Here is a 9,551-nt window from a genome sequence, read left to right as displayed (position 1 = left end):
GAATTATCGGGAGGACGTCAAACCCTTTCAACATGGGGATAGTCGAGCAACTACAGAAGGGCGTTATAGCTCCTAAACCAGCAGCAAGAAAATAGCCTCGCTTCCCACTGGAAGTCAGTAACGCTTCCACCTTGGATGGTGGGATGTGACGTTGAAGAACTCCGACCAGCAAGCTAATGCCAATGAATAAAACCGATAGCTCGATAGCGAGAAAGGCGAACATGCCTAGAGCGTCTTGGAGTTGAGATGACATTCAATATTACTCCTATATTTCTAGTATTGTCGAAATGATGTACGCAGCCTACTTGCGTTTATCCGACCTGTCAACTATAATTCTAGAAACATCGAATTATTGGGGCGTGCTATGGATCACGAAAAGGTTGCAGCCAGCTTAGCTGAGCTAGGGAATAGTCACCGACTGTCCGTGTTCCGCTTTCTGGTCAAAGCTGGCCATGATGGGGCTTCGGTCGGAGATATCCAGAAGGGGCTGGGTATTCCTGCTTCGACGCTATCACATCACCTTGCGCGCATGGCCAAGGTAGGGCTGATCCGGCAGGAGAAACATAGCCGCACGATTGTCTGTATACCCGAGTATGGGCACCTAGAGAATTTGATCGGTTTCTTACAAGAGGAATGTTGTGCAGGTGTCCGGATTGCGCATGAACCAGAACCGCTTTGACGCTTGCCCAGCTCTCGCTGTCCTCCCTAGTCAGCATCGCTATGAAGACTCAGGCGAAGGTGGAAACAGAAAATTGGCAGTAGAGTAGGCTGAAGAGGATCAATCAGATAATCCGCTGAGAAAGATTTTCTTCTTTACATCTTTGGCATTTTATCAACCAGAAATTCCGGATACCCAAAGAAAGAAGCCCCGCATCGAGTGCGGGGCTGTCAGGAGGGTGCGGTGACGCTGGGTCAGTCGGGCTTGTCGCCCAGGACATACTGCTTCCACAAATCGAATGCCTGCTCGGGTGGAAGCTCGGCCAGGATGACGATGGGCTGGGCCTGCCGGGCGCGCAGCGAAGCGAAGTACGCCTTCCGGTCGGCGATGGCCTTGAGCTTGATGCCCTTGATAAACAGCAGTTTGCCTTCCTTGATGAACAGCACCTTGTTGCCGATGTCGCGGTTGAATGCGGCTCGCACCTTGCGTTCCGCGTGCATGGCGTCGGCCAGCTCATCGACCAGGAAGTCGAGCGTCATGTCGATGTAGTGAGGGTCTTCACTCTCGTGGCCGAGGTCAAGCGGCGCAGGCGGCAGGCCCTTGGCGAAGGCTTCGGCCTGCGCCAGTAGCCCCGCCTTGCCGTTGAGCGCGTGGAGGAACGTCGAGCCACCGTGGCCGTCGTTGCGGGCCTCGGCGATGGGAGTACCGTCGAACACGACGGTTGCGTTGAAGCACAGTGTTTCCTCGCTGGCGAAGTCGGCCACCTTGAGGTTCTTCAGCGTAATGCGGTCTTGCTTGGTGATGTTGTCCATGGGGAAGTCCTGAGATCGACCGGGCGGCGACATGCTCCTGACGGGACGTGGCGGCCATCCCGTGGGTTGGAGAAATGAGGCATCGATGCCCAGTGGGCAGCGTTCGCCGGTGAGATGCCGAGGCGAACTGGCGGGTGGCGTGGGTGAAACCCGCGGCAGCCTTGACACCCTGGCTACGGGCTGTTGCCGAACCATCGGCAATGCAAGAGGGAGAATGGAGTGGCCCGCAGGCTGCGTCGCCGATCAATCCGAAGCGGTCGAGCCCGTCTTGTGCAGGTACTGCACCAGGCGCTGGCCCAGCCACGCCATGCACGGGACGGCCATGGAGTTGCCGATCGCCTTGTAGCGCGGAGCATCTGCAGCGGGCTTGCCGCGGTACGGGATCAGCGTGTAGTCGTCGGGCATGCCTTGCAGCCGCTCGCACTCCACGGGCATCAGCCGCCGCACCCGCCAATGCGACCAGTCGCCGGGGCCAGGGTCGTTCCAGTCGTAGCGGAAATGCGCCTCGAAGTCGGGAGCCAGGACATAGGGCTTGTCCGCGCCGCCGCCGCTGGTGCGCAGTGCGCCCGCTACGCTGCCGCCCAGCTCGGCGGCAAGACCCTGCTCGCGGCCGTGCAGAGACACGCAGGCCACCATAGGTACGCCGTAGCCCGGCTTGCCGTTGGACAGCACGGTGCAAGCGACCTGGCCATGGCCCGACTCGAAGCGCACTTCACCGCGGTTGTTCTGCGCGAACGCGATGGCGGGCACGACCCCGGCGTTCGCATGGCTGTTGCAATGGCCGCCAGCGCGCAACGTCGGTGTCAGGTCGAGCGTGGCATCGGCGCCGCTGCCCTGCGCGATGAAGGCGATGATCGGAACACCCTTGCCGGTGCCGTCCTCGCTGCTGCCCTTGCCGTTGTTGGCGGTGTCGAGGGTGTGGCTGATGTTGCCTGCGACGGATTGCACCAAGTAGGTCTCGGTGCAGATGTCGTGCTTCGGGCCGCCAGCCATCAAACTGGCTGCAAGATCGGTCGGGCCACGCCCATTGCTGAACCCAAACGTCGTCGTGACCTTGCCGCAGGGCTGCTTCAGTCCTGCATATCCGTCTGCTGGGTCAACACTAGGTTCAGCAGTGCAGGCAGCTTCTTGCCACGGCGCGCTGCCCGCACAAGAATCCCCGAGCAGGCCTGCGCGCTCAAAAAGTACTTCTGCGGGATCGAGGTCATCTCCACCACTTGCCACAAGAAACACACGCTTGCGGCGTTGGGCGACACCGAAATATTGAGCATCGAGCACGCGCCAGGCGATGCGGCGGCGGGGTCCAGACACACAACCAGCGTACGCCCATTTTTCCCCTGGCGGCTGGAGCGCACGGCTTTCTCCGGCCAGTGCGCCCAGGAAATGCCCGAAGGCATTGCTGCGGTCGTTGAGTACGCCTGGGACGTTTTCCCAGACGAGCGTGGCCGCCGGGCGGCTGTCTTGTTGGCGGGTTTGGTCGATGGCATTGGCAAGCTCCACATAGGCAAGGGAAAGGGCACCGCGCGGGTCATCCAGCCCGCGACGGCTACCTGCAACGCTGAACGACTGGCACGGCGTGCCGCCGACCAGGATGTCGGGCGCTGGCACAGTGCCGGCACGCACCTGGCGGGCGATCGCGGTCATGTCGCCCAGATTGGGCACGCGGGGGTAACGGTGGGCGAGCACGGCGCTCGGGAACGGCTCGATCTCGGCGAACCATGCGGCTTCGAGGCCGAGAGGTTGCCAGGCGAGGCTCACGGCCTCAATGCCGCTGCACACGCTGCCGTACAGCAGTGGCGCGGTTTGGGGCACACCGCGTGGGGGGCGAGGTTGCGGGTTCATGTCGGGTCTCCTGTTTGTGTGGCCTTGGACTGTGTGGCCGGGCCGGGACGTTGATCGGCAGGAGAAAGGCGCCGAAGGCCCAGTGGCCTCCGGCTCGGGATGACAGAACCACCCGTGGGCTGTTGCAGGCCCGGTTGTCGCTAGAACCGGCTGCTCATCAAGCAATCGCACCCGGCGCATGTCGTGGTTGGCGCCGGCATCTTCTGGCGCACATCCGCGCACAAAAGGAGCCCAGTTTTTCGCCGTTGGGCACGGCATCGAATACCGCTGACCACGAAGGGTCTCCGGGTGGCTCGCAGGCGGGCAAGCCATCGGGGGACCCTTCGCAGAAGCGGAAAAATGCAGATCAGTAGAACGCGCCGGGAAACCCCGGACATGGTTCGTGGAGAAGCTACCTTCAGGTCCCGCGGCCGGGGACGGCCGGGCGGGACGCGCACACGGACAAGAGAAGGCGTTGCGCGCTGGGCGTCCCGCAGGGCGTGCGGGACATGGGCCACGCCGCCGATGGCGGACACGGCTCTCGGGGAACGGGGTCGGTCAAGAGCCTTTGCGGCCGCTACTGCCATAAAGGCGTAGAGATCGCGAGGCTCCGCGTTTGGACGCGCCGGATTCGACCGGCAGCGTACCTTTGCAGTCGGGGTAGCGACTGCACGACCAGAAGGGGCCGGTCTTGCCGGTGCGCTGGCGCGTGGGTGCGCCGCACTGCGGGCAAGCGGGTCCCTGGGGAACCTTGATGGACAGCGAGGTGCTGCCGTACTGCGCGATCAGTTGCGAAATCCATGCGGCCTGCTTGCCGATAAACACATCCAGGGTGAGCTGACCAGCCTCGATCATGTCGAGCGCCTGTTCCCACACTGCCGTCGTGCCGGGGTCTGCAATCGCCGCGGGTACGGCGTCGATCAGGGTGAACGCTGCATCCGATGCGCGAATGGAGCGTCCTTTCTTCACAAGGTAGCTGCGGGCGATCAACCCGCTGATGATGTTGGCCCGCGTGGCCTCTGTGCCGATGCCGACCGTATCCTTGAGCTTCTGCTTCAGGCGCGGGTCCGTCACCAGCTTGGCGACCCCCTTCATGGATTTGACCAGCTCGCCCTGCGTGTAAGGCTTGGGCGGCATCGTCTTGAGCGCCTTGATCTCGGCCTCGGTCACCTGACACGCCATGCCTTCGCGCAGCACGGGGAGTACCTGGCTGCGTGCCGTGGCTTCACCGTCCTCGTCCGCTTGCGGCTCGGCCAGCACCAGGCGCCAGCCCTTGACGATCACCTGTTTTCCGGTGGCCACCAGCTTCTGCTGGTCGCAGGACAGCTTGGCGACAGTGCGGTCGAACTCGTGGTGAGGGAGGAACTGCGCCAGGTAGTGCGCGCGGATCAGCCGGTACACCGCCAGTTCCTTCTCGCTCATGGCCGAGAGGTTCGCGGGTTCCAAGGTGGGAATGATGCCATGGTGCGCCGTCACTTTGCCGTCGTTCCAGGCGCGCGAGCGCTGGGAGCGGTCGAGCTGGCCCATGATCGGGCGCAGCGAGGGATCGGTCTTGAGCAGGCTGTCCAGAACAGTGGGCACCTCGGCAAACATGCTTTCGGGCAGGTAGCCTGAATCGGAACGCGGGTACGTAGTGGCCTTGTGGGTCTCGTACAGGGACTGGGCGATCTCCAGGGTTTCTTGAACATCCAGCCCAAGCTGTTTGGAACAGACCTCCTGCAAGGTGCCCAGGTCGAACAGCAGCGGCGGGCCTTCACGCATGTGTTCGGTCTCGACAAACACCACCTGAGCGCTACCCGCAGCGCGGATCTGTTGCGCGGCTTGCTGGGCAACCGGCTGTTGCAGGCAGCGGCCAGCGTCGTCGGTGCAGCCATCGGGCGGAACCCACTGCGCGCTGAAAGCCTGTCCACCCGCAGACAGGGACACGTCGATGGCCCAGAACGGCACCGACTTGAAGGCCGCGATCTCGCGGTCGCGGTCCACGACGAGCTTCAGGGTCGGCGTCTGCACGCGCCCGACGGACAGCACGCCGTCGTAGCCGGCCTGACGCCCGAGCACCGTGAACAACCGGCTGAGGTTCATGCCCACGAGCCAGTCGGCGCGTGAGCGCGCAAGCGCCGAGTAGTACATCGGCAGCGTGTCGGATGAGGGCCGCAACTTGCCGAGCGCGGTGCGGATCGACGCATCGTTGAGCGCCGACAACCACAGCCGTTCGATGGGGCCGCGGTAACCGCACAGGTCGATGATCTCGCGGGCGATCAGCTCTCCCTCGCGGTCGGCATCGGTGGCGATGACCAAATGGGTCGCCTTCGCCAGAAGCGCTTTGACGACCTTGAATTGCGTGGCGGTCTTCGGTTTGACCTCGACCCGCCACTGCTGGGGAACGATGGGCAACTGCTCCAGCGACCAGCGCTTGAGCGCCGCGTCATAGACCTCGGGAGCTGCTGCTTCTACGAGATGGCCAATGCACCAGGTGACGGTGACGCCGGAGCCGCTGAGACAGCCTTCACCGCGCTGCGTCGCGCCGAGAATCCGGCCAATGTCTTTGCCCTGGGAGGGCTTCTCGCACAAGAACAGCCGCATGTCAGTCCATCCGATTTCCATGGTTCATTGAGTTGCGGGAATCGAGGATGCCGAACACCACCAAGGGCAGCAGCAAACAAGCCGCATGCGGTGGCGACCACTTTTACGGGATGGGATGGCGGGGACGGGAGTGGCGTTCGGCCGGGGATGTGCGGGCCGGGAGCCGCGATTTTTTGGAGCGCACGGACGCCGGTGGACGTTGATGGAGCTATCCCCTGGGGATAGCTCGCGAGGGCATGGGGGCGACGGACGACTGCCACCGCCCCATGCCGGATCACTTCCTGCGCTTCGGCTCCTTCGGCGCGGTCGGTTCCTGGGCGGCCGGGGGTTTCGGCTGCGCATCCTGCGCGGCCTCTTGCTGCCTGGGGCTGAGGGCTACGGACTCGATGCGGAACGGCAGGATGCCGACGCTGCGCGCGTTGATCTGCCAGGTCTCGCGCGGCTGATCCTCGTTGTCCGTCCAAGGTTCGCGCTCCATCCGGCCGACGACCAGCACGCGCATGCCCTTCTGGTAGAGGTCCTTCCAGTGCGCGGCGTCGCGGTGCCAGATTTCCACCGGCGCCCAGAAGCCGCCGCGATCCTCGAAGGTGCCATCCTTCTTGGGAATGGGGTTGTCGAAATAGACGTTCAGGCGCAGAAGGCGGCTGGGCTCGTCGTTGCCGTTGGGGAACTCCCGGTACTCGGGGGGCGAGCCGATGTTGCCCTCGCCAGAAAAATGCGTACTCATGTTGCAATCTCCGTGGTGGTTGAAATACCCGCACCTGGTCGGTGACGAGCGCGTGCTGGGTTGCCCGGCGCGATCACTGATCGCGCAGTGCGGGTGGGATGGACTTGAGCCGACGCAGGTAAGCGTCTTCCGCCTCGGTGGCCTTGCTGGCACACTCCTGGGCCAGCCTGCCCAAGGTGTGCAACAGGCTGATCTGCATGTTCAGCGTGATGCGCTGCAGCTCGATGGCGTGCAAGTCGGCCAGCAGGTTGACCGGCGTGCTGGTACTCGCCATCAGCTCCTGCCACAGTGCCACGCCCATGGCCGAGCGGTCGTGCTTGCGCCAGCGAAGAAACGCCGTGCCTGCGCCAGTTGTCTGCTGGGCCAGTTCGATGGGGAGCAGGTGGAAGGGATGCCCGAGGGCTTGTTGCAGCACCTGTCGCTGCGCCAAGCCAATCAACTCGTCGCGCATGGCGAAGCACTGGCTGGCCCAGGCCTCCAAGTCCCCTTTACCCTTAAAGGGCTTTAAAAGGCCTTTTTGAGAGGCTGCGTGTTCCAACTGCATGAAGGCTGTCTGTTGCAGAGGGCGGAAGTAGCGGGTGTCGCGGTTTGGGTCGCTCATGCCTGCGCGTCCTCGCCGGCCGTCGCTTCGGGGGCGGCGGCCTCGTCGCTGGGCGATGCGGCTGCGGCAGGACCGTCACCGCGCTGCTGCAGGCCACGGCGCATGATGGGCGGCGCGAACTTCGAGCGGCGCGTGCCCTCCAGCACGTCCGGCGGCATCTCGCCGAACTTTTCCAACGCCGCCCGCGCTGCGGCATTCTTGGCGGCGAAGTCGTCGCGGGTGCAGCCCGAGTAGCGGTACTGCTGGGCCAGCGAGAACAGGCTGCGCAGTGCATGCGCGCCTTCGTTGAGCCAGCGTTCGAGCGTCGAGCGATCGATCAGCGCGGTGTGGTGCGCGAGGATCAGCTTGCGGGCGATATCGTCGTAGTCGGCGAGCAGGTACACGGCGGCAAAGCCGAGCTGCGCATTGACGAACAGCGGCAGCTTGACCGGCTGGACGTTGAGGTTTTCGCCCAGGGTGAGTGCCGGCGGCACGCTCGCCAGGGCCTGGTCCACCTGTTCGCGCAGCGATTGCAGCGTGGCCTTGGTCTGGTCGAGCTTGTCCTCGATGCGGAGCATCCAGAAGTCGCTGTACGGGTCGTCCTGCTCCGAGCCGCGCCGCATCTTGTTCATCTGGGCGATGTAGCCGTTCAGGCCGACGATGCCCGGTCGCCCTTCGGCGGCGGCGCGGCCGTGCCAGATGCGCGAGGCGTGGTGCGTGTGCAGCGTCAGCGACATCGCGCTGCGCAAGGAGCCGAGATTCAGTTGCAGGGGTTCGTTGGTGGTTGCCATGGTGTCCGCTCGTTGTTGGAAAAGAGCGGACAGCTTCGGCAGGTAGCGGAAGGCAGTCAGTCAACAAACCGAAACCCGCCCGTCCCCGGTTCACGGCGCGGTGGGTGCATGCGTCGCGATCTATCCCCTGGGGATAGCGCCATGGAGCGCCAAGGAACGCTGCACACCCGGATCAGCGCGAACAAGGCCGATCCCGCTGCAGGCGATCGAGGCCTGGCGTGCAGCGGTTCGACGTGTAGCCGTCAGTGGAACTATCCCCAGGGGATAGCTCTACTGGAAGCCACCGGCATCCACTTCACCACCTTGCAGGCCCGCTCACTTGCTGGCGAGCAGGTTGCGCAGCCGCTCGATGTGCTGCCTGGCGACTTCTGGCGGCACAGGCTTGCCCTGCGGCTGGGATGGTGGCGGTGCTGGTGGTGGCGGCCGCTCGTTCGGCGCAACGGGCGCCGATGGCGCGTCCTTCTTGGCCCAGGCGTTGAACTCGCCATGGATGGCCCGCTGGATGATGCCGAACAGATACCCTGCAGGATTGCGGATGCCATGGTTGCTGCATCGTGCAGCCCATTCGTCCAGCACGGCCTGCCTCAGCGCAGCATCGACCTGCTGTAGTGCCACCCTCGCACCTGTCTGCTGCTCTGCCTTCAGTTCCGCGAAGCGTTTGGGCCATTGCAGGTCGCCCAGCGCGCGCGCATGCGCTTGTGCCTGCGCGGTAGTACGTACTTCATCAATACGACTACTACGTACTGTACGGGCCTGCTTCGGATTCCGAAGAGAGGCGTCTGGCGCGGGTTTCGACCCTGCTTCGGATTCCGAAGTGGGATCGTCAGGATTCCGAAGAAGGCTCGTCGCCCCTTCTTCGGATTCGTGCGTGGCGTCCTCCTGTGGATAACTTTCGTGCGCCCCGACGCCCTGGCTGGCGAGGCGTTCGGCCAGGACTTGCAGCCTCGATGGCAGGGTGCGCCCGGCCAGCATCGGGTCTTCGCCGATTTCCTTGAGGGTGTGCAGGCCTACGATCTGCACGGCTTTGGCCGAATGGCCGAGCGCTTGGCTGACGAGTTGCAGGTAGTCCGGGTCGAGCTGCATCGCTTCAAAGGGGGTCAGCGGCTCGTCGTGCAGGACATAGAGGTTGCCGAGGATGCGGCCGGTCTTGGCGTCGCGCCGTCGCCGCACCAGGCTCAGCCATCGAGTCAGCCGCAGCAGCGTCAGTGCTCGCGCCACGGTTTCGTGCGAGGCTTGCCCGGCGCAGGGCATCGACGCCAGCCAGGGCCGAAGCTGTTCATACGTCGGGAACGCCGTCACGCCATCGTCGTTGAGCATCAGCCGGAAGACCTGCCAGGCATTGCGCTCCAGCGGCGTCAGGCGGCGGTCGAGGAACAGCCGTCGCGGTACGGTCTCGTGCCGGTTGCCGCTGAACAGGAAGGCATCGCCAGACGCCGGACCAGTGGGCATCGCGACAGGTGTAGGTGTGGGCGGGGGCGCGTCGGCGTTGGGCTTGGGCACAAGGTCTTTCAGCGCAGCGTCGAACAGGTCTGCGAGTGCGATGGGGCCACGACGTGGTGCGGTGTCGTCCACGGCCATG

General features: G+C 64.0%; 9 protein-coding genes. 1 reads left to right on the top strand and 8 read right to left on the bottom strand.

Going from position 1 to position 9,551, the window contains the following annotated elements; translation table 11 throughout:
- Positions 1-253, bottom strand: a 253-nt coding sequence (locus B3P22_RS19790; protein WP_296272268.1) for a permease, incomplete at its 3' end; no start/stop codon positions are given.
- A 111-nt stretch (positions 254-364) separates the two neighbouring features.
- Here B3P22_RS19790 and B3P22_RS19785 point away from each other — a divergent pair.
- Complete coding sequence (locus B3P22_RS19785) at positions 365-679, top strand: ArsR/SmtB family transcription factor (RefSeq protein ID WP_000349485.1); 315 nt, start codon at positions 365-367, stop codon at positions 677-679.
- Between the two features lie 233 nt (positions 680-912).
- Here the strand turns inward: B3P22_RS19785 and B3P22_RS19780 are convergent, their stop codons facing one another.
- The 7 genes from B3P22_RS19780 to B3P22_RS19750 form a co-directional block, all read right to left on the bottom strand.
- On the bottom strand, positions 913-1,470 hold the full coding sequence (locus B3P22_RS19780) for a hypothetical protein (protein WP_033470935.1): 558 nt from the start codon (positions 1,468-1,470) through the stop codon (positions 913-915).
- Positions 1,471-1,713: 243 nt separating this feature from the next.
- The gene (locus tag B3P22_RS19775) at positions 1,714-3,312 is read right to left on the bottom strand and encodes a DNA cytosine methyltransferase (RefSeq protein WP_003821062.1); all 1,599 of its coding nucleotides are present in this window, start codon (positions 3,310-3,312) and stop codon (positions 1,714-1,716) included.
- Positions 3,313-3,849: 537 nt separating this feature from the next.
- Complete coding sequence (locus B3P22_RS19770; RefSeq protein WP_003821061.1) at positions 3,850-5,874, bottom strand: DNA topoisomerase III; 2,025 nt, start codon at positions 5,872-5,874, stop codon at positions 3,850-3,852.
- Positions 5,875-6,148: 274 nt separating this feature from the next.
- Entirely contained in the window at positions 6,149-6,601 is a 453-nt protein-coding gene (locus tag B3P22_RS19765) for a single-stranded DNA-binding protein (protein WP_003821059.1), read from the bottom strand.
- Positions 6,602-6,674: 73 nt separating this feature from the next.
- Positions 6,675-7,202, bottom strand: a complete 528-nt coding sequence (locus B3P22_RS19760; protein WP_003821057.1) for a DUF3158 family protein — start codon at positions 7,200-7,202, stop codon at positions 6,675-6,677.
- Positions 7,199-7,972, bottom strand: a complete 774-nt coding sequence (locus B3P22_RS19755; protein ID WP_003821056.1) for a PFL_4669 family integrating conjugative element protein — start codon at positions 7,970-7,972, stop codon at positions 7,199-7,201. The genes B3P22_RS19760 and B3P22_RS19755 overlap by 4 nt, the downstream gene beginning before the upstream one ends.
- Positions 7,973-8,287: 315 nt before the next feature.
- The gene (locus B3P22_RS19750) at positions 8,288-9,550 is read right to left on the bottom strand and encodes an STY4528 family pathogenicity island replication protein (protein WP_296272267.1); all 1,263 of its coding nucleotides are present in this window, start codon (positions 9,548-9,550) and stop codon (positions 8,288-8,290) included.
- Between the last annotated feature and the right edge of the window lies 1 nt (position 9,551).

This window comes from Pseudomonas sp. UBA6323 (assembly GCF_002439135.1).
Lineage (GTDB): Bacteria > Pseudomonadota > Gammaproteobacteria > Pseudomonadales > Pseudomonadaceae > Aquipseudomonas.
Note: the sequence above shows the minus strand (reverse complement) of the source record. Positions and strands in the feature narration are given on the sequence as shown.